The 19049-nt window shown below is 67.3% G+C and carries 17 protein-coding genes; 9 read left to right on the forward strand and 8 right to left on the reverse strand.

Annotated elements, in window-relative coordinates:
• Window positions 1–34: 34 nt before the first annotated feature.
• The 3 genes from HMPREF2886_RS26680 to HMPREF2886_RS26690 are packed head-to-tail and all read right to left on the reverse strand — an operon-like array spanning window position 35 to window position 1399.
• Window positions 35–229 carry a DUF1289 domain-containing protein gene (locus HMPREF2886_RS26680; protein WP_024915434.1) on the reverse strand — a complete coding sequence of 65 codons (195 nt, stop codon included), beginning with the start codon at window positions 227–229 and terminating at the stop codon, window positions 35–37.
• Window positions 226–750, reverse strand: coding sequence for a gamma carbonic anhydrase family protein (locus HMPREF2886_RS26685; protein ID WP_003092662.1), 525 nt, complete (start codon window positions 748–750; stop codon window positions 226–228). The genes HMPREF2886_RS26680 and HMPREF2886_RS26685 overlap by 4 nt, the downstream gene beginning before the upstream one ends.
• A 37-nt stretch (window positions 751–787) precedes the next feature.
• Window positions 788–1399, reverse strand: coding sequence for a CoA pyrophosphatase (locus HMPREF2886_RS26690; protein WP_003092664.1), 612 nt, complete (start codon window positions 1397–1399; stop codon window positions 788–790).
• A gap of 140 nt (window positions 1400–1539) precedes the next feature.
• Between HMPREF2886_RS26690 and HMPREF2886_RS26695 the strand changes: the two genes are divergently transcribed.
• The 7 genes from HMPREF2886_RS26695 to nagE all read left to right on the forward strand — a co-directional run bounded on the left by HMPREF2886_RS26695 (window position 1540) and on the right by nagE (window position 10052).
• Window positions 1540–2094, forward strand: a complete 555-nt coding sequence (locus HMPREF2886_RS26695) for an NUDIX hydrolase (protein WP_070748700.1) — start codon at window positions 1540–1542, stop codon at window positions 2092–2094.
• A 62-nt stretch (window positions 2095–2156) separates the two neighbouring features.
• The gene (locus HMPREF2886_RS26700; RefSeq protein WP_003092667.1) at window positions 2157–2657 is read left to right on the forward strand and encodes a L,D-transpeptidase family protein; all 501 of its coding nucleotides are present in this window, start codon (window positions 2157–2159) and stop codon (window positions 2655–2657) included.
• Between the two features lie 242 nt (window positions 2658–2899).
• On the forward strand, window positions 2900–3643 hold the full coding sequence (locus HMPREF2886_RS26705) for a GntR family transcriptional regulator (RefSeq protein ID WP_003092669.1): 744 nt from the start codon (window positions 2900–2902) through the stop codon (window positions 3641–3643).
• A 16-nt stretch (window positions 3644–3659) separates the two neighbouring features.
• The gene (nagA, locus tag HMPREF2886_RS26710) at window positions 3660–4751 is read left to right on the forward strand and encodes an N-acetylglucosamine-6-phosphate deacetylase (protein WP_070748702.1); all 1092 of its coding nucleotides are present in this window, start codon (window positions 3660–3662) and stop codon (window positions 4749–4751) included.
• A complete protein-coding gene (locus HMPREF2886_RS26715) occupies window positions 4748–5770 on the forward strand; it encodes an SIS domain-containing protein (protein ID WP_033969902.1) in 1023 nt (340 codons plus the stop codon). The genes nagA and HMPREF2886_RS26715 overlap by 4 nt, the downstream gene beginning before the upstream one ends.
• A 16-nt stretch (window positions 5771–5786) precedes the next feature.
• On the forward strand, window positions 5787–8315 hold the full coding sequence (ptsP, locus tag HMPREF2886_RS26720; RefSeq protein ID WP_070748704.1) for a phosphoenolpyruvate--protein phosphotransferase: 2529 nt from the start codon (window positions 5787–5789) through the stop codon (window positions 8313–8315).
• Window positions 8316–8339: 24 nt separating this feature from the next.
• Window positions 8340–10052: an N-acetylglucosamine-specific PTS transporter subunit IIBC gene (nagE, locus tag HMPREF2886_RS26725; RefSeq protein WP_039027525.1), complete on the forward strand. Its 1713-nt coding sequence runs from the start codon at window positions 8340–8342 to the stop codon at window positions 10050–10052.
• A 201-nt stretch (window positions 10053–10253) separates the two neighbouring features.
• On the opposite strand, the gene HMPREF2886_RS26730 is transcribed toward nagE, so the two are convergent.
• The 3 genes from HMPREF2886_RS26730 to purL all read right to left on the reverse strand — a co-directional run bounded on the left by HMPREF2886_RS26730 (window position 10254) and on the right by purL (window position 14932).
• Window positions 10254–10571 carry a YqfO family protein gene (locus HMPREF2886_RS26730; protein ID WP_003092679.1) on the reverse strand — a complete coding sequence of 106 codons (318 nt, stop codon included), beginning with the start codon at window positions 10569–10571 and terminating at the stop codon, window positions 10254–10256.
• 179 nt (window positions 10572–10750) lie between these two features.
• Window positions 10751–11029: a CDGSH iron-sulfur domain-containing protein gene (locus tag HMPREF2886_RS33845; RefSeq protein ID WP_071546757.1), complete on the reverse strand. Its 279-nt coding sequence runs from the start codon at window positions 11027–11029 to the stop codon at window positions 10751–10753.
• A 6-nt stretch (window positions 11030–11035) separates the two neighbouring features.
• Window positions 11036–14932, reverse strand: a complete 3897-nt coding sequence (gene purL, locus HMPREF2886_RS26735; RefSeq protein WP_033975756.1) for a phosphoribosylformylglycinamidine synthase — start codon at window positions 14930–14932, stop codon at window positions 11036–11038.
• Between the two features lie 286 nt (window positions 14933–15218).
• On the opposite strand from purL, the gene mltF reads away from it, so the two are divergent.
• Window positions 15219–16691 carry a membrane-bound lytic murein transglycosylase MltF gene (gene mltF, locus HMPREF2886_RS26740; RefSeq protein WP_070748705.1) on the forward strand — a complete coding sequence of 491 codons (1473 nt, stop codon included), beginning with the start codon at window positions 15219–15221 and terminating at the stop codon, window positions 16689–16691.
• A 13-nt stretch (window positions 16692–16704) separates the two neighbouring features.
• On the opposite strand, the gene HMPREF2886_RS26745 is transcribed toward mltF, so the two are convergent.
• Complete coding sequence (locus HMPREF2886_RS26745) at window positions 16705–17289, reverse strand: DUF2239 family protein (protein WP_033969909.1); 585 nt, start codon at window positions 17287–17289, stop codon at window positions 16705–16707.
• Window positions 17290–17414: 125 nt separating this feature from the next.
• Window positions 17415–18671 carry an aromatic amino acid transport family protein gene (locus HMPREF2886_RS26750; RefSeq protein WP_003105913.1) on the reverse strand — a complete coding sequence of 419 codons (1257 nt, stop codon included), beginning with the start codon at window positions 18669–18671 and terminating at the stop codon, window positions 17415–17417.
• 62 nt (window positions 18672–18733) lie between these two features.
• Here HMPREF2886_RS26750 and HMPREF2886_RS33850 point away from each other — a divergent pair, with 62 nt between their 5' ends.
• Entirely contained in the window at window positions 18734–18973 is a 240-nt protein-coding gene (locus HMPREF2886_RS33850; protein ID WP_153574653.1) for a hypothetical protein, read from the forward strand.
• Window positions 18974–19049 lie beyond the last annotated feature (76 nt).

Consider the following 19049-nt stretch of genomic DNA (forward strand, 5'->3'; position numbering starts at 1 on the left):
GAAACCTCGGAAATGAAGGAAAACGGAATCCGCCTCAGGCGGAACCGCTGAGCAGCCCTTGCGCCTTGGCGCGCTCGAAACAGCGACCGAGTACCTCGCGGCGCTCGTCGTTGCTCATCAGACCCCAGCGGGTGATCTCGGCCGCCGTGCGCTGGCAGCCGATGCAGATGTCCTGCTCGTCCAGCGCGCAGACATGCACGCAGGGCGAAGCCACCGGTCGCTCGTTCACGCCGGGTCCTCGACGAGGTCACGGGCGTAACGGCGGGCATTGTGCACATAGTGGGCGGCGCTGGCCTCGAGCATCTTCTTCTGCGGCTCGCTCAGCTCGCGCACTACCTTGCCCGGCGAGCCCATCACCAGCGAGCCGTCGGGAATCTCCTTGCCCTCGGGAATCAGCGCGTTGGCGCCGATGATGCAGTACTTGCCGATCTTCGCCCCATTGAGGATCACCGCGTTGATCCCCACCAGGCTGTAGTCGCCCACGCTGCAACCATGCAGCATGGCGTTGTGGCCGACGGTGACGCCCTTGCCGAGGGTCAGCGGATAGCCCATGTCGGTGTGCATCACCGAGCCGTCCTGGACGTTGCTGTGCTCGCCGATATGGATCAGCTCGTTGTCGCCGCGCAGCACCGCGCCAAACCAGACGCTGGCGCCGGCATCCAGGCGAACCTTGCCGATCACTGCTGCGCTGGGCGCGATCCAGCTGTCGGGATGGGTTTCGACGCGGGCATCGCCCAGGCGGTATTTCATCGCGATCTCCTCATGGCCGGGGTCTGCGCCCCGTCGGTCAACTCAGTTTGATGAACGAAGCCGGCGGCGTGTGCAGGTCGATGGGGTCGTCGTACAGCAGGTTGACCAGCTCCACCACCATGATGGCCGTCAGGCCCCAGATCTTGAACTCGCCGAAGCGATAGCTGGGCACGTACCAGCTGCGGCCGAAGTAGTCGATACGGTGGGTGACCTCGCGCGGGTCGTCGCGAAAGAAACTCAGCGGCACGTTGAACACCGCGGCGATCTCGCCGTCGTTGGGCTGGTACTCGACGAAGTCGGGAATGAAGGCGACATAGGGGGTGACCTCGATGCCATGCCGCGAGACGAGCGTGCTCAGCGGCCCGACCACTTCCACCAGGCCCGGCGGCAAGGCGATCTCCTCCTCCGCCTCGCGCAGGGCGGTGCGCACCAGGTCGGCGTCTTCCGGGTCGCGCCGCCCGCCGGGGAAGGCGACCTCGCCGCCATGGGTGGATAAACCGGCGGCGCGCAGGGTCAGCACCAGCTCCGGATCGTCGCTGCGGGTGATGGGCACCAGCACGGCCGCTTGGGGGAAGCGCTGGTCGGTATCCAGTTGGCGGGGGCGGTGCGCCTCGATGCGTTGGCGCAGCTCGTCGAGCGTGCAGTTCATACTGCCGGGGTTTCCGAGGTCTTGTCGTTTCCACGAGATCATGGCACGAAAGCCCCGGCCAGCCCACCCCTCCCGCACGGGGCCTTGTCGCCTCCCGGCCAGCCGAGCAAGATAGGCCTTTCCCCGAAGAAGAACCTGGCATGAAATTCTGCAGCCTGTGCGGCGCCAAGGTGGTCCCGCGCATCCCGGACGGCGACAACCGCCTGCGCTACGTCTGCGACGCCTGCCACACCGTGCACTACCAGAACCCGCGTATCGTCGCCGGCAGCCTGCCGGTGTGGGGCGGCCAGGTGCTGCTCTGCCGTCGCGCCATTGCGCCGCGCCTGGGCTACTGGACGCTGCCGGCCGGCTTCATGGAGAACGGCAAGACCCTCGCCCAGGCTGCGGCCCGCGAGACAGAGGAAGAAGCCAACGCGCGGATCGGCGGCCTGCAGCTCTATACCCTTTTCGACCTGCCGCACATCAGCCAGGTCTACCTGTTCTTCCGCGCCGAGCTGCTCGACCTGGATTTCTCCGCCGGCGATGAAAGCCTGGAGGTGCGGCTTTTCGACGAAGCGGAGATTCCCTGGTCGGAGCTGGCTTTTCCGACCATCGGCCGTACCTTAGAATGCTACTTCAGCGACCGCCGCGAAGGCTGCTTCCCGGTGCGCAACGAAGCCATTGCACCTATGCTGGCTTCCTATAAGAAAGACTGAACGCCAAACACTCGAACACTGCCGCCGTTGCGGCTCAAGGGAACATCGGGGATTTCACTTCCATGCGCTGGTTGCTTGCTTTGCTGTGCTTGACCTTCGCCAGCCTGACCCAGGCCAATGCCGCGCCGAGCCTGGAAGGCAAGGTGGACAAGGTCCTGGTGCTCAAGTCCGAGCGAAAACTGCTGCTCCTCAACAAAGGCAACGTCCTTAAAAGCTACCGTGTCTCGCTGGGCAAGCGCCCGACCGGCCCGAAACTGGCCGAAGGCGACAACCGCACCCCGGAAGGCTTCTACTGGATCGACTGGCGCAAGACCAGCAACAACTACAACCTCTCCATGCACATTTCCTACCCCAACGCCCGCGACGTGGCCAAGGCCCGGGAAAAAGGCCTGCCGGCCGGCGGCATGATCATGATCCACGGCACGCCGCTGGATGACGAATACCCGGAGTGGTACTTCTCCACCCTGGACTGGACCAATGGTTGCATCGCCATGAACAACACCGACATGCGCGAAGTCTGGAGCGTGGTGAAAGACGGCACGCTGATCGAGATCCGCCCCTGACAGAACCAGGCTGATACCACTCGTCAGCCGTCAGCCACGCCAGGAACGCCGCCGCGAGATTTTCCGGCGGCGTTTTCTTTTATCCGTCAAACCCTTGCATCCCTTACTCAGGCCGAGTCAATCGACGGGACGGCTGGCTGACGCGTGCGCAACGCGCAACTGGCATTGACGTGGTATTCAAGTGGTATTAGTTTTCCCCTCATTACCGGGCGACAACAACACAATCCGCATCGGAACCTCTCATGAAGACAGCCCACGACCTGCTCCTGGCCCTGCGTCCCGACGAGGCGCAACCCACCCCCCTCTATCTGCAATTGGCGCGCAATCTCGAGAGCGCGATCCATGCCGGCCAGTGGAAAGCGGAGGAGGCGCTGCCCTCCGAACGCAACCTCAGCGAAACCTTGAACATTTCCCGCGTCACCGCGCGCAAGGCCCTCGAAGTACTCTTCGAGCAGGGGCTGATCCGCCGCAACCAGGGCTCCGGCACCTTCATTACGCCGCGTCTCGAACAACCGCTGTCGCGTCTCTCCAGCTTCAGCGAGATGCTCCGCCTGAAAGGCTTCACCCCCGGCTCCACCTGGCTGGAGCGCGGCATCGCCCTGCCCACCCACGACGAACTGATCCGCCTCGGCCTCTCGCCGACCGAGAAGGTCGCGCGCATGAAGCGCCTGCGCAAGGCCGACGGCACGGTGATGGCGATCGAGAACAGCACCCTGCCGGCACGCCTGCTGCCGGATCCGACGGCGGTCGGGGATTCCCTCTACGAATACCTGGACGGCATCGGTCGCCCGGTGGTCCGCGCCCTCCAGCACGTGCGCGCGATAAACGCCTCCGCGTCCGATGCCGCGCTGGTCGGCATCGCGCCAGGCACCGCGATGCTGCTGATGACCCGGATCGGCTACCTCGAGGACAACACCCCGATCGAGCTGACCGACACCTACTGCCGCAACGACTACTACGACTTCGTCGCCGAACTGCGACGCTGACCGACACGGAGCCGCCATGCTCGAAGGCAACATCCTCACCCCGCAAGGCTGGGTCCTCGGCCGCCTGCACATCCAGGACGGGCGTATCCAGCGGATCGAAGGCGAGCCCTGCGATCCGGCTGGCAACGCCGATCCGTACCTGCTGCCAGGCTTCATCGACCTGCATGTGCACGGCGGCGGCGGCCGCGACATCATGGAAGGCGGCGATGCCTTCGCCACCATCGCCCGCACCCACCGGCGCTTCGGCACGACCTCGCTGCTGGCCACCACCATGACCGCACCGCGCGAGGAGATCGCCGACATCCTCAGCCAGCTCGGCGATTACTGCCGCCGTTCGCCGGAGGGCGGTTCACGGATACTCGGCGTGCACCTGGAAGGCCCCTACATCAACTCCGGCAAGCTCGGCGCGCAGCCCAACTTCGCCCATGCCGCGGTGCTCGAGGAAGTCGAGGACTACCTGCGCCGCGCGCCGATCCGGGTGATCACCATCGCCCCCGAGATCGCCGGGCACCAGCCGCTGATCCGCGCCCTCGCCGAGCGCGGCGTGCGCCTGCAGATCGGCCATACCCTGGGCAGCTACGAGGACGGCGTGGCCGCACTGGAAGCCGGCGCCAGCAGCTTCACCCACCTCTACAACGCGATGACCGGCCTGCACCACCGCGAACCGGGTATCGTCGGCGCGGCCTTGGCCCACGCACGCTACGCCGAGCTGATCCCCGACCTGCTGCACGTCCATCCCGGCGCCATCAGGGTGGCCCTGCGCTCGATCCCATGCCTGTACTGCGTGACCGACTCCACCGCCGCCGCCGGCATGCCCGACGGCCAGTACAAGCTCGGCAGCCACACGGTGACCAAGTGCCTGGGCGGCGTGCGCCTGCCCGACGGCACCCTGGCCGGCAGCACCCTGACCATGGACCAGGCGCTGCGCAACCTGGTGAAGATCGGCCTGCCCCTGGCCGAAGCCTCGCAACGCCTTTCGCAATTCCCCGCCGACTACCTCGGGCTCGCCGAGCGCGGCCGCCTGGCGCCCGCAGCCTGGGCCGATGTGGTGCGCCTGGATCGCTCCCTGGAACTCGACGCCGTGATGGTGGAAGGAGAACTCGAATGACTTCGCTGATGCTCGAGGAAGCGCTCGCCGCCGCCGCGGTGGCGAGCCGTCAACTGGCCGTGCTCGACGCTTGCCTGCCGGCGCTTGGCCAGCGCCTGCGGGAGGTCGATCCGAACCTGGCGCTGACCGTCGCGCGCGGCAGCTCCGACCATGCCGCCAGCTACTTCGCCTACCTGGCCATGCAGCACGCCGGCTTGCCGGTGGCCTCGCTGCCCATGTCGGTGGTGACCCTGAACCGCTCGCCGCTGCGTGTCGCCGGGCAGGCCGTCTTCGCTTTCTCGCAGTCCGGACAGAGCCCCGATCTCGTGGACAGCCTACGCATCCTGCGCGAACGCGGCGCCCTGGGCATTGCCCTGGTGAATGCCGAAGATTCGCCGCTGGAAGCCGCCAGCGAATTCGTCGTGCCACTCTGCGCCGGCACCGAGCGCAGCGTCGCAGCGACCAAGAGCTTCATCGCCACGCTCAGCGCCAGCGCCCGCCTGCTCGCCCACTGGCAGCGCGACAATGCCCTGCTGGCCGCAGGCCAGCACCTGGCGGCCGGGCTGGAGCAGGCCGCCAGGCTCGACTGGTCGTCGGCCATCGAGGCCCTGCGCGACTGCCAGCGGCTGATGGTGATCGGTCGAGGCGCCGGCTATGCCATCGCCCAGGAGGCCGCGCTGAAATTCAAGGAAACCTCGGCGATCCAGGCCGAGGCCTTCAGCAGCGCCGAGGTCCGCCATGGACCAATGGCGCTGGTCGAGGAGCGCTATCCGCTACTGGTGTTCGCTCCCCGCGGCCCGGAGCAGGAAGGCCTGCTGGCTCTCGCCGAGGATATGCGCCAGCGCGGTGCGCAGGTATTGCTCGCCGCGCCGGACGACATCGCCGAACGCGACCTGCCGCTGCAGCGCGCCGCGCATCCGGCGCTCGATCCGATCCTGGCGATCCAGAGTTTCTACGTCATGGCCGCCGGCCTGGCCGAAGCCCGCGGCATGGACCCGGACCAGCCACGGCACCTGAGCAAAGTCACCCGAACCCACTGAGCCTGAGCGCGCGCCCATGAACAACAAGAACCTCGCCCTCAAAGCCCCCCTGAGCGGCCCTGTGATGCCGCTCAACCGAGTACCCGACCCGGTGTTTTCCAGCGGCACCCTGGGCGAAGGCATCGCCATCGACCCGCTCAACGACTGCCTGCACGCGCCCTGCGCCGGGCTGGTCAGCCACCTGGCGCGAACCCGCCACGCGCTCAGTCTGCGCGCCGACAACGGTGCCGAGCTGCTGCTGCACGTCGGCCTCGACACCGTACAGCTGCAAGGCGAGGGCTTCGAGGCGCTGGTCGAGGAAGGTGCGCGGGTGATCGAAGGCCAGCCGCTGCTGCGCTTCGACCTGGACCGCGTCGCCCGCGGCAGCCGCAGTCTGATCACGGTGATGATCCTGACCAACGGCGACGGCTTCCAGATACGCCCGCTGACCACCAACCCGGTGGAGGTCGGCGCGCCGCTCCTGCAACTGAGTCCGGAGAAGGCCGAGCAACGTCCGGCCAATCCCGCGCCTGGCGAAAGCTCGACGCAGCGCCAGGTTCGCGGGCGGGTGCGGGTCGCCCACCATGGCGGTCTGCACGCGCGCCCGGCAGCGCTGCTGCGCAAGACCGCGCAGGGCTTTTCCAGCCAGGCCGAACTGCACTTCGCCGGGCAGGTGGCCAGCGTCGACAGCCTGGTCGGCATCATGGGCCTGGGGGTCGCCGAACAGGACGAGGTAGAGGTGATCTGTCGCGGCGAAGACAGCGAGGCGGCCCTCGACGCCCTGCTCGCGGCCCTCGCCAGCGCCACCGCGGGGGCTTCGGAGGAAGCTCCACGTGCCATCGCCCCGAGCGAGCCGGCGCGACCTGCGGCTATCGCCGGTACCCTGACCGGCGTCTGCGCTTCGCCCGGCCTGGCCAGCGGTCCCCTGGCGCGGCTCGGCGCCATCAGCCTGCCGACGGACGACGGCCGGCATCGTCCCGAGGAACAGCACCTCGCCCTGGACCAGGCCCTGCAACGGGTGCGCGACGACGTACAGGGGAGCCTGCAGCAGGCCAGGCTCGGCGGCGACGAGAACGAAGCGGCGATCTTTTCCGCGCATCTCGCGCTGCTGGAAGACCCGGGTCTGCTGGACGCCGCCGACATGCTGATCGACCAGGGCGTCGGTGCCGCCCACGCCTGGCACCGGGCGATCCAGGCCCAGTGCGAGATTCTCCAGGCGCTGGGCAACCTGCTGCTGGCCGAACGCGCCAACGACCTGCGCGACCTGGAAAAACGCGTGCTGCGGGTACTGCTCGGCGACACCGCGCCGTTGCGGGTGCCTGCTGGGGCCATCGTCGCCGCCCGGGAAATCACCCCCTCCGACCTCGCGCCGCTGATGGATGCCGGCGCGGCAGGCCTGTGCATGGCCGAAGGCGGCGCCACCTCCCACGTGGCCATCCTCGCCCGTAGCAAGGGCCTGCCGTGCCTGGTGGCGCTCGGCGCCGGGCTGCTGGAACTGGAGGAAGGCCGGCAGGTGGTGCTGGACGCCGGACAGGGCCGGCTGGAACTCAGCCCCGACGCTCGACGCCTGGAGCAGGTCGCCTTGCAAGTGGCGCAGCGCGAGGAACAACGCCGCCGCCAGCAGGCCGATGCGCAGCGCGAGGCGCTCACCCGCGACGACCGGCGCATCGAGATCGGTGCCAACGTCGCCTCGCCGAGCGAGGCCGCCGAAGCCTTCGCCAACGGCGCCGACGGGGTCGGCCTGCTACGCACCGAGTTTCTCTTCCTCGAGCGCCGCGCCGCGCCCGACGAAGAGGAGCAGCGCAACGCCTACCAGGAGGTCCTGGACGCCATGGGCCAGCGCAAGGTGATCATCCGCACCATCGATGTCGGCGGCGACAAGCACCTCGACTACCTGCCGCTGCCGGTGGAAGAAAACCCTGCGCTGGGCCTGCGCGGCATCCGCCTCGGCCAGGCGCGCCCGGAACTGCTCGACCAGCAGTTGCGCGCGCTGCTGAGGGTCGAACCGCTGGAACGCTGCCGGATACTGCTGCCGATGGTCAGCGAGGTCGACGAACTGCGCGCCATCCGTCGCCGTCTCGGCGAGTTGGCCACGCAGTTGGGGATCGAGCGCCTGCCCGAACTGGGGGTGATGATCGAAGTGCCCTCCGCCGCCCTGCTCGCCGATCAACTGGCCGAACACGCCGACTTCCTCTCCATCGGCACCAATGACCTGTCGCAGTACGTCCTGGCCATGGACCGTTGCCACGCCGGCCTGGCCGACCGCATCGACGCCCTGCACCCGGCGCTGCTGCGGCTGATCGCCCAGACCTGCGCCGGAGCAGCCCGCCACGGCCGCTGGGTCGGCGTCTGCGGTGCGCTGGCCTCGGACCCGCTGGCGACACCGGTACTGGTCGGCCTCGGGGTCGAGGAATTGTCCGTCGGGCCGAACCTGGTCGGCGAGATCAAGACCCGGGTGCGCCAGCTCGACGCCGCCGAATGCCGCCGCCACGCCCAGGCGCTGCTGGACCTGGGCAGCGCCCGGGCGGTGCGCGACGCCTGCCTGCAACACTGGCCGCTGGCCTGACAAGAACAATCGGAGACCACCGCCATGCCCCCGTTCCTGATCGAAAGCCTGCAACGCCTGGGCCGCGCCCTGATGCTGCCGATCGCGATCCTGCCGATCGCCGGCCTGCTGCTGCGCCTGGGCGACGTCGACCTGCTCGACATTCCGCTGGTCCACGACGCCGGCAAGGCGATCTTCGCCAACCTGGCGCTGATCTTCGCCATCGGCATCGCCGTCGGTTTCGCTCGCGACAACAACGGCACCGCCGGCCTGGCCGGCGCCATCGGCTACCTGGTGATGATCTCGGTGCTCAAGGTGATCGATCCGGGCATCGACATGGGCGTGCTCTCCGGCATCATCAGCGGCCTGGTGGCTGGCGCCCTGTATAACCGCTTCAAGGACGTGAAGCTGCCGGAATACCTGGCGTTCTTCGGCGGCCGCCGCTTCGTGCCGATCGCCACCGGGATCAGCGCGGTCTGCCTGGGCCTGCTGTTCGGGGTGATCTGGCCACCGCTGCAACAGGGCATCAATGGCCTCGGCCAGCTCATGCTGGAAAGCGGCAGCTTCGGCGCCTTCGCCTTCGGCGTGCTGAACCGCCTGCTGATCGTCACCGGGCTGCATCACATCCTCAACAACCTGGTGTGGTTCGTCTTCGGTAGCTTCACCGACCCGGAAACCGGGCGCGTCGTCACCGGCGACCTGGCGCGCTATTTCGCCGGCGACCCGAAGGGCGGCCAGTTCATGGCCGGGATGTTCCCGGTGATGATGTTCGGCCTGCCCGCCGCCTGCCTGGCGATGTACCGCAACGCCCGTCCGGAGCGGCGCAAGCTGATCGGCGGGCTGCTCCTGTCGATGGCCTTGACCGCCTTCCTCACCGGCGTCACCGAGCCGGTGGAGTTCGCCTTCATGTTCCTCGCGCCGCTGCTCTACCTGTTGCATGCGCTGCTCACCGGCCTGTCCATGGCCCTCACCGACCTGCTCGACATCCGCCTCGGCTTCACCTTCTCCGGTGGCGCCATCGACCTCGCCCTGGGCTGGGGCCGCTCCACCCACGGCTGGATGCTCTGGCCGCTGGGCCTGCTCTATGCCGGCATCTATTACCTGGTGTTCGACTTCTGCATCCGCCGCTTCAACCTGAAGACCCCGGGCCGCGAAGACGACGCGAGCAGCGAATCGGGCGACAACGCCGAAGCCGAGCGCGCCCCGGCCTTCATCCGCGCCCTGGGCGGCGCAGCCAACCTCGAAGTGGTGGACGCCTGCACCACGCGCCTGCGTCTGCGCCTGGTCGACCGCGACAAGGCCTCGGACGCCCAGCTCAAGGCCCTCGGTGCGATGGCCGTGGTACGTCCGGGCAAGGCCGGTAGCCTGCAGGTGGTGGTCGGCCCACAGGCCGACAGCATCGCCGACGAGATCCGCCGCGCCCTGCCCTTCGATACGCAGCCGGGCGAAGCCGTACCTCCGCCGGGCAGTCCGAACGCAGCCGAAGAGGTGGTGTCGATGCAGGCCACCGTCGACGCCGCCGAAGCCCAGGCCTGGCTCGGCGCCCTCGGCGGCGCCGGCAACCTGCGCGAGGTACGGGACGTCGCACTGACCCGCCTGCGGGTCAGCGTGGCGGACGAACGCAAGCTGGCCACCGAGCAACTGCGCCGTCTCGGCGGACAGGGCGTCAGTTCCCTCGCCGGCGGCATCTGCCATATCCTGGTGGGCCCCCGCGCCGCGGCCCTGAGCCAGGCCTTGCAACCGCTGCTGCGGCGCTGACGGCAGAGGGGGGGGGCCTCGGCCAATCGGCGGATAACCGCCAAGCGGTTATTCGCCCTACGCCACAGCTCCCCCGTTCGGGTTCGATAATCGCGAAGCGGTTGTTCGCGCCACGCCACAGCCCCGGGTCGGGCTCTCCCCGTGAGGCGGATAACGAAAAGGGCGGCCACTGGCCGCCCTTCTTGCTTGTCCGAGGAAAACTCAGAAGACCATATCGGTCAGGCGCCAGACTTCGTAGGCCGGGGTCTCATAGGGATGCGCCGCCTTTAGCGCCTTGACGCTGGCGTGGATGAGCTCGTCGGCCACCACCAGCTCCACTTTCCACTCCGCCACGTGCTCGACCTGGCCGACCTGGCCCAGGTAGGGTTGGCTACCGTCCAGGGGCCGGAACTGGCCCTGGCCGAGGGACTGCCAGCAGCAACTGTCGTATGCCCCGATGCGCCCGCCACCTGCGGCGAACACCGCTTGCTTGACGACATCCAGATGGCTCTCAGGCACATAGAAACACAGCTTGTACATCGTTTTCTCCGCACGAATCGAATGCTGCACGAGGCGGTCGGTGGTTGTGCGACTGCCGACGCCAAATAATGGCACTTTGCCTTGACATGATGAATATTTGGCGCTGCCTTTACGACAGATAAGCGCAACATTTGTTCGCTCGTCACAACACCTTCGTGCGGGCGTTCACAGATTTACGTTCAGCCGCGGAAACGCCGCCACCTGGCCTTCAGCCCGGAGGCGGAAGACGCATGGCTGCCGTCGCAATACGGCAGGTCGGCGGAGCGCCCGCAGCGGCACAACAGCAACAGGCGCTCGCGGGTCGCGTGGAGCGTCAGGCCATTGCGGCAGTCGGCGGGACAATCGGGAAGCGAAGCCGAAGCCCCGCAGGTACAGAGCCGCAAGGTGTCGCCGGGAGAGACCCGGCGAACCTCGGGAAGAAGGTCGGGCGAAGAGCTGGAGTCCGCATCGCCCGCCATGCCGGATCAGTCCACCCAGACCCGGGCGTTGCGGAACATGCGCAGCCAGCCGCCGTCTTCCTGCCAGTCGTCCGGACGCCAGGAATTCTGCACGGCGCGGAACACCCGCTCGGGGTGCGGCATCATGATGGTGACCCGGCCGTCGCGGCTGCTCAGGCCGGTGATGCCGCGCGGCGACCCGTTGGGGTTGGCCGGGTAGGCTTCGGTGACCTTGCCGTGGTTGTCGACGAAGCGCAGCGACACGCAGCCGGACAGGTCGGCCTCGAGCAACGCTTCCTCCGACTCGAACTCCGCATGGCCTTCGCCATGGGCGATGGCGATCGGCAGGCGAGACCCGGCCATGCCCTGCAGGAAGATCGACGACGACTCCTGCACCTGGACCATCGCCACCCGCGCCTCGAACTGCTCGGAACGGTTGCGCACGAAATGCGGCCAGAACTCGGTGCCGGGAATCAGCTCGTGCAGGTTGGACATCATCTGGCAGCCGTTGCAGACGCCGAGGGCGAAGCTGTCCTTGCGCGCGAAGAAGGCCTGGAAGCCGTCGCGGGCGCGGGCGTTGAAGAGGATCGACTTGGCCCAGCCCTCGCCGGCGCCGAGCACGTCGCCGTAGGAGAAGCCACCGCAGGCCACCAGGCCCTTGAAGGCGTCCAGGTCGACCCGCCCGGCGAGGATGTCGCTCATGTGCACGTCGATCGCGGCGAAGCCGGCGCGGTCGAACGCCGCGGCCATCTCCACCTGGCCGTTGACGCCCTGCTCGCGGAGGATCGCCACTTTCGGCCGCACGCCCTTCTTGATGTAGGGCGCGGCGATGTCGTCGTTGACGTCATAGCTGAGCTTGATCGACAGCCCGGGGTTGTCTTCGTCCAGCAGCGCGTCGAACTCCTGCTCGGCGCAGTCGGCGTTGTCGCGCAGACGCTGGATCTGGTAGCTGGTCTCGCTCCAGATGCGTTGCAGGATGCGGCGCTGGGCGCTGTATACGGTCTCGCCGTTGTAGTTCAGGTTGATCTCGTAGCCATTGACCGGCTGGCCGATCACCGCCACGCAGTCGTCGAGACCGGCGGCGCTGAACTGCGCGAGGACTTCCGGAGTGGCGCCCTCGCGAACCTGGATCACCGCGCCCAGTTCCTCGCTGAACAACACGGCCGCCAACTCTTCGCGGCTATCGGCCAGGGCATCGAGGTTCAGCTCGACGCCGCAGTGACCGGCGAAGGCCATCTCCAGCACGCTGGTGATCAGGCCGCCGTCGGAACGATCGTGGTAGGCGAGGATATGGCCGTCGGCATTGAGCCCCTGGATCACCGCGAAGAAGGCTTTCAGGTCCTCGGCGTCGTCGACGTCCGGTACGGCGCGGCCGAGCTTGCCGTGGACCTGGGCCAGGATCGAGCCGCCGAGACGGTTCTTGCCGCGGCCGAGATCGATCAGGATCAGGTCGGTCTCGCCCTTGTCCAGGCGCAGTTGCGGGGTCAGGCTCTGGCGCACGTCGGCGACCGGGGCGAAGCCGGTGACGATCAGCGAGACCGGAGAAGTGACGCTCTTGTCCTCGCCATTGTCCTGCCAGCGGGTCTTCATGGACATCGAGTCCTTGCCCACCGGGATGGTAATGCCCAGTTCCGGGCACAGTTCCATGCCCACGGCCTTGACCGTGTCATACAGGCGCGCATCCTCGCCGGGGTGGCCGGCGGCGGCCATCCAGTTGGCGGAAAGCTTGATGTCGGACAGCTTGCCGATACGCGCGGCCGCCAGGTTGGTGACCGTCTCGCCGATGGCCATGCGTCCGGAAGCCGGGGCGTCCAGCAGCGCCAGTGGGGTACGTTCGCCCATCGCCATGGCCTCGCCGGTGTAGACGTCGAAGCTGGTGGCGGTGACGGCGCAGTCGGCCACCGGCACCTGCCAGGGCCCGACCATCTGGTCGCGGGCCACCAGCCCGGTGATGGTGCGGTCGCCGATGGTGATCAGGAAGCTCTTGCTGGCCACGGCGGGATGGCGCAGGACGCGCTCGACGCTTTCCTGCAGCTCCAGCCCGGCGGCGTCGAAATCGTCGCCCAGCTCGGCCTCGCGGGTGACCGCGCGGTGCATGCGCGGCGCCTTGCCGAGCAGGACTTCCAGCGGCATGTCCACCGGCTTGTTGTCGAAATGGCTGTCGGCGACGGTCAGCTGGCGCTGCTCGATGGCCTCGCCGACCACCGCGAACGGGCAGCGCTCGCGCTCGCAGATGGCCTTGAAGGTCTCGAAGTCGGCGGCGTCCACCGACAGCACGTAGCGCTCCTGCGACTCGTTGCACCAGATTTCCAGCGGGCTCATGCCCGGCTCGTCGTTGGGCACCGCGCGCAGCTCGAAGCGACCGCCGCGGCCGCCGTCGTTGATCAGTTCCGGCAGGGCGTTGGACAGGCCGCCGGCACCGACGTCATGGATGAAGCTGATCGGGTTGCGCTCGCCGAGCTGCCAGCAGCGGTCGATCACCTCCTGGCAACGTCGCTCCATTTCCGGGTTGTCGCGCTGCACCGAGGCGAAGTCGAGGTCGGCGGAGCTGGCGCCGGTGGCCATCGAAGAGGCGGCGCCGCCGCCCAGGCCGATCAGCATGGCCGGGCCGCCAAGGACGATGAGCTTGGCGCCGACGCTGATCTCGCCCTTCTGCACGTGTTCGTCGCGAATGTTGCCCATGCCGCCGGCGAGCATGATCGGCTTGTGGTAGCCGCGCACTTCCTCGCCGTGAGGGGTAGCGATCTTCTGCTCGAAGGTACGGAAGTAGCCGGTCAGTGCCGGACGGCCGAACTCGTTGTTGAACGCGGCGCCGCCCAGCGGGCCCTCGACCATGATGTCCAGCGCGGTGACGATGCGCTCGGGCTTGCCGTAGGGCACTTCCCAGGGCTGTTCGAAACCGGGGATCAGCAGGTTGGACACGGTGAAGCCGGTCAGGCCGGCCTTCGGCTTGGCGCCGCGGCCGGTGGCGCCCTCGTCGCGGATCTCGCCGCCGGAACCGGTGGAGGCACCGGGGAACGGCGCGATGGCGGTCGGGTGGTTGTGGGTCTCCACCTTCATCAGGATCTGTACCGGCTCGCGGCTGGCGGCGTATTCGCGGGTCTGCGGATCGGGGAAGAAACGCCCGGCGACATGGCCGACGATGACCGCGGCGTTGTCCTTGTATGCGGACAGCACGCCTTCGCGGTTCATCTCGTAGGTGTTCTTGATCATGCCGAACAGGCTCTTGTCCTGGGCCTGCCCGTCGATGTCCCAACTGGCATTGAAGATCTTGTGCCGGCAATGCTCGGAGTTGGCCTGGGCGAACATCATCAGCTCGACGTCGTGCGGGTTGCGCCCCAGTTCGCCGAAGCTCTTCAGCAGGTAGTCGATCTCGTCCTCGGCCAGGGCCAGGCCCAGCTCGACGTTGGCCTTCTCCAGCGCGGCGCGACCGCCGCCAAGCACGTCGACGGCGGTGAGCGGGCGGGGCTGCGCATGGCTGAACAGCTCGGCGGCGCCTTCCAGGCGGTCCAGCACCAGTTGGGTCATGCGGTCATGCAGGCGGGCGGCGACCTGCTGGGCGTCGCTCTCGGACAGTTCGCCCTGCACATAGTAGGCAATGCCGCGCTCCAGCCGGTCGATCTTCGCCAGGCCGCAGTTGCGGGCGATGTCGGAGGCCTTGCTCGACCACGGCGAGATGGTGCCGAAGCGCGGCACCACCAGGAACAGCCGGCCGCTAGGCTCCTGCACCGGCACGCTCGGGCCGTATTTCAGCAGCCGCGCCAGCACCTGCTCCTCGTCGGCGGTGAGCGCGCCGGTGACGTCGGCGAAATGCGCGAACTCAGCGTACAGCCCGGTAACGGCAGGTACGTGCTGGGTCAGTTGCTCGAGCAGTTTGCCGTGGCGGAAAGCGGAAAGGGCGGGAGCGCCGCGCAGGATCAGCATTGTCGGAACAGCCTCTGGAGACGGGAAGGTGTGGGGGCCGGCCGGGCCGGCCCGCAGAGGCCGTGCATTCTACCGTAAAGCACCGTCCGGCGGCACCCGCGCCGATGGCTATCGCATAGCCCTCCATCGGATCCGCGGCGACTCGCTTCGAAGCACTTCGAGAACGGCGCCGCGGCGCTCTGCGACGGGGCAAGCGAAACGGCGGACGAACGGTATCCCGGCGATAGCAGAGAAGGGCTCGGCTGTCGAGATATGGCGCCGTCTCGCCTTTGCGTATACTGCGCCGATGTTTGCCCTGACCGCGTACCGCTTACGTTGCGCCGCCTGGCTGTTGGCGACCGGCATCTTTCTGCTGCTTGCGGGCTGTAGCGAGGCGAAAGCCCCTACCGCCCTGGAGCGCGTGCAGAAGGAGGGCGTACTGCGCGTGATCACCCGCAACAGCCCGGCCACCTACTTCCAGGACCGCAACGGCGAAACCGGCTTCGAATACGAACTGGCCAAGCGCTTCGCCGAACGTCTCGGCGTCGAGCTGAAGATCGAGACCGCCGACAACCTCGACGACCTCTATGCCCAGCTTTCCCGCGAGGGCGGCCCGGCGCTCGCCGCGGCCGGCCTGACCCCGGGACGCGAAGACGACGCCAGCGTGCGCTACTCGCACACCTACCTCGACGTCACCCCGCAGATCATCTACCGCAACGGCCAGCAGCGCCCGACCCGCCCGGAAGACCTGGTCGGCAAGCGCATCATGGTGCTCAAGGGCAGCAGCCACGCGGAGCAGCTCGCCGAGCTGAAGAAGCAGTATCCCGAACTGAGGTACGAAGAGTCCGATGCTGTCGAAGTGGTCGACCTGTTGCGCATGGTCGACATCGGCGACATCGACCTGACCCTGGTCGACTCCAACGAACTGGCGATGAACCAGGTGTACTTCCCCAACGTCCGCGTCGCCTTCGACTTCGGCGAAGCCCGCGGGCTGGCCTGGGCCTTGCCGGGGGGCGACGACGACAGCCTGATGAACGAGGTCAACGCGTTCCTCGACCAGGCCAAGAAGGAAGGCCTGCTGCAACGCCTGAAGGATCGTTACTACGGGCATGTCGACGTACTCGGCTACGTCGGCGCCTACACCTTCGCCCAGCACCTGCAACAACGCCTGCCACGCTACGAAAGCCACTTCAAGCAGAGCGGCAAGCAGTTGGATACCGACTGGCGCCTGCTCGCCGCCATCGGCTACCAGGAATCGCTGTGGCAGCCCGGCGCCACCTCCAAGACCGGCGTACGCGGCCTGATGATGCTGACCAACCGGACCGCCCAGGCGATGGGCGTTTCCAACCGGCTCGACCCGAAGCAGAGCATCCAGGGCGGCAGCAAGTATTTCGTGCAGATCCGCAGCGAACTGCCCGAGAGCATCAAGGAACCGGACCGCAGCTGGTTCGCCCTGGCCGCCTACAACATCGGCGGCGCGCACCTGGAAGACGCGCGCAAGATGGCCGAGAAGGAAGGCCTCAACCCGAACAAGTGGCTGGACGTGAAGAAGATGCTGCCGCGCCTGGCGCAGAAGCAGTGGTACGCCAAGACCCGCTACGGCTATGCGCGCGGCGGCGAGACCGTGCACTTCGTACAGAACGTGCGGCGCTACTACGACATCCTCACCTGGGTGACCCAGCCGCAGATGGAAGGCAGCCAGATCGCCGAGAGCGGGTTGCACCTGCCCGGCGTGAACAAGACGCACCCGGAAGAAGACAGCGGCGACGAGAAACTCTAGCCGCCCCCTCCCCTCAGGATTCTCCGTCGCTTGCCAGCCAGGCGGCGTGCTCGCGCACATCGGTCGGCCAGCCGGCGATCCGCTCGGCGAAGCCCTCGCGATCCCCGGCGAACAGCGCCCGCGTCGCCTCCTCGAAGCCCGGCAGGTCGCCGGCCATCGCATTCATGAAATGGTAGGCGCGCTCCTGCGCCTGCCGCGCACGCCCGGACTGGCTGCGGCGCGCCTCCTCGACCAGCTTGCGCAGCGCCACCGAGGCGCCCCCGGGTTGTGCGGCGAGCCATTCCCAGTGGCGCGGCAGCAAGGTCACCTCGCGCGCCACCACGCCCAGCTTCGGCCGCCCACGCCCGCGCGGCGCGGCCTCCTCCGCCGGTTGCCGCTCGCCTGCGACGACCAGGCGCGCCAGCAGGTCCTCGCTGGAACCACGGATATCGAGATCGACGGAACGGCCGGTGGCATTGTCGAACACCAGCAGCGGCCCGGCAGCACCGCCGGCGACCGCTTGCTTCAAGGCCAGCGCGACCTCCGGCAGCGCCGCCGTCAGCAGCCGGCGCGTGCCGTCGAAGCAGGTGAAGGATTGGATGTGTGGATCATTGGCCATGACAGGCTCCCATGGATGGAACGCCCGAATAATACCCGGATATAAATAGAGCGACAATATTACCCGGATAAAATAAACTCCATGAAAAAGGCCGCCCAATGGCGGCCTCTTCCGGCGGCGATGACCTACCAGCCGGCCGGTAGCAGGTTCATGGCGCTGCAAATGGCGTAGGCGGCGCTGGCCAGGTAGATCGTCACGATCACCGCCTGGATCGCCGGATGGGCGATCCAGCCGCATTTCCAGGCCGGCTCGAAGTCGCCGTTCCTGCGCGCCGAGCGCAGCATCAGGATCGGCATGATCGAGAGAATCACCCCGCTGAAGGCCCCGGCGAAGTACAGCGCGTTGACGAAGCCGACCAGCCCGCTGTAGGCCAGGACGAACGGCGGTAGCGCGACGATCGCCAGCACCAGCAGGCGGGTCTTCGGCCGGTTCTCCGGACCGAGCTTGTGGAACTTGTCGAAGATGTTGGTCAGGAAGCTACCGCCCAGGCCCCAGTAGGAAGTCAGCATGGCGCACAGGGCGAAGGTGTTGGCGGTGAAGAAGGCCCATTCGCCGAGCGCCTTGCCCCAGGCCAGGGTGGCGACTTCGGACTGGTTCTCCAGCCCGGTCAGGGCGATCACCGAGAGCGGCACGATGCTGAGCAGGACGAAGGTGGTCAGCATCCCGGTGATCACCGCCTTCGGCAGGCGTTCCGGTGCATGGCTGAAACCACGGGCCATCTCCGGGACGATGTACTGGGCGGAGAAGCAGAACACCGCGATGTTGAATACCGGAACCATGTAGATCCAGTCGCCGTCGAGCAGACGGGCGAACTCGGTGTTGTCGTTGAGCAGGGTGGCCGCCACCAGGATCAGGATCATGCTGACCATGCCGATGCTGATGAACTTCTCGCCCTTGCCGATGGCGCTCAGCCCCAGGTACAGCACGCCGGCGGCCGGAATGAAGAACAGCACGCTGCCCAGGGCCGGGCTGATACCGAAGAAGGCGCTGAGGATCTTGCCGCTGCCGCTCATGTAGGCGATCAGCGCGCCGATGCTGTTGACCGCCACGGACAGGAAGATCGCCCAGGCGCCGAAGGAGCCGACATAGCGCTGGGCAAGGCCGCTCAACTGGTTGTGGGTGCGCGTGCGCAGGGCGGTTTCCGAGACGTAGAGCATGGAAATGGTGGTGAACAGGCCGGCCACCGCCAGCCAGAGCAGCAATGGCATGAAGCCGGCCTTGCGGCTGGCGTAGGCCATGGACAGCACGCCTGCGCCGATGTTGGTTCCGACGATCATCGCCACCGCCTCGAGGAACGTCAGGCGCTTGACCTCCAGTCCCGAGGAATCGACGGCTTCCGCCCCGGCGTGATCCTGATACTGCTGGACCCGGGTATCACTCATGACAACAACTCCCTGCATTTCGAATTGGCATTGTGCGGGAGGCGGCCAGGACCGCCGTACCGATGGCCTTCTTCGAGGACAATGCAGGGCCGGGAATCGCGGACGCCTCCGGACCGGCCGCGCTTTTCTGCTGCGCGGTCCGGCGGGGGTATCCGCAGGCGGGCTCGCTCTCACCTGAAGCCATTGCCTGCGGGCCGCTTGCTCAAGCGGCCGTGCAAAATATCACACAATTCGATGAAGAAAGCGCGCGGCGACTACGACTTTACGCCTATGCCGATCGTCCGAAATATCCGGATAAATAATTGATACAGATGGATTTTCAAGGAGAGGAAGGCGCAAGGGCGTGCTTTAACGTTTCAGCCTGAACGTTCGAAAAGA

The organism is Pseudomonas sp. HMSC066A08, assembly GCF_001813025.1.
Classification (GTDB): Bacteria; Pseudomonadota; Gammaproteobacteria; order Pseudomonadales; family Pseudomonadaceae; genus Pseudomonas; species Pseudomonas aeruginosa.